The organism is Candidatus Woesearchaeota archaeon (genome assembly GCA_003694805.1).
Taxonomy (GTDB): Archaea; Nanobdellota; Nanobdellia; order Woesearchaeales; family J110; genus J110.
The window spans coordinates 1-1,151 of the sequence record RFJU01000170.1 but is presented as its reverse complement, the minus strand read 5'-3'; the positions used below and the strand labels follow the sequence as shown (position 1 = coordinate 1,151).

1 protein-coding gene is annotated in these 1,151 nt (G+C 51.0%); it reads right to left on the bottom strand.

Going from position 1 to position 1,151, the window contains the following annotated elements:
• Nucleotides 1-309: 309 nt before the first annotated feature.
• Nucleotides 310-684 (bottom strand): hypothetical protein, encoded by a 375-nt coding sequence (locus D6783_06115; GenBank protein ID RME52003.1) that lies wholly within the window; start codon nt 682-684, stop codon nt 310-312.
• Between the last annotated feature and the right edge of the window lie 467 nt (nt 685-1,151).

The window sequence follows — 1,151 nt, the reverse complement described above, 5'->3', positions numbered from 1 at the left end:
CTCCCACACCCTCGCAAAATCAGGGCTATAACAACACAAAGCATCCCCCAAAAACAGCCTCCAACTTGCCCCGTTCAAGCTCCCCCTGACGCGCTCCCCCTCCGATGGATCACCCCAGAGAAAGAAGTCAGAAATGGCCATGCTCCAGAGCGGACGTCGTGACGACGTCCGCTCTCTGGTAGTACAGAGAAAAAAGTCTGAAATGGCCATGATGCAGAGGAAAAAGTCAGAAGAGAAGGGGAGAAGAGAGTAGAGAAAACGGAGGAAGGGCGGCCTCAGGGTTGCTTGATAGAGAACGGAAGAACGGCTTCAAGGTTGCTTGATGAAGACTTCGTCTGGATGCTCGTCCCAGGTGAAGCTGTTTCCATCTTCGGAGAGCTTGCCGACGGAACCAAACTTCGTGCCGTCTTCGCGCTCAAAGATGATATCTCTTCCTTTGATCTCGTACTTGGAGTTGATCGCCGGCTCTTGCGCCGCCATCTTCTCGCTGCTCATATAAAAACTGTAGCTTCCGTCATCACTGAAAACGATGATCTTTCCTTGCTCGGACTTGAAGGTCGCGGAGATGAACGTAGGCTGAAGAGGGTCGATCCCACCACCACCGCCTCCAGCATCAAACCCAAAGCAGCCGCCCCACAAAAGCGCAGCGGCAATCAAGAGTGCGGCTTGCAACCAACGCGTCATTCGGATTGATAACATCTCCCATTCCTCCCATTGAGTCAAAGTCAAGCCAGCGTCACTCTGAAGTGAGCGGGCGCTCAAGGATGGCTTCCAAACATTCCAACAACTCATCATCAATCACCATTCGTCATTCTACAACGGCTCGCCCGGCAAAAGCAAGCACCATTCCAACGATAAAAAACAACAAAACTTCTTGAATGATCAAAAAGCTAGACAACCCCAAGGGCTGCATTTGAGACTTCTCCTCTCCTCCAAAGCAGGAGCCTCTCACATGCCGTTGGAGTAAACACCCTCCGCTCCTTTTTTAAAGGGGTGCAGGCTGCGTTGAGAAATTTTTTGCACAAATAGTTCGCGCCATCTACATTCAGTGTCCAACCCTGATGGCGTATCGAACTCGAACTGAGGACAGAGACCCATCGGCCTCTATTTTTCATGGAAAAAGAAGAGGCTTGCGAGGAGGAGAAAAAGAT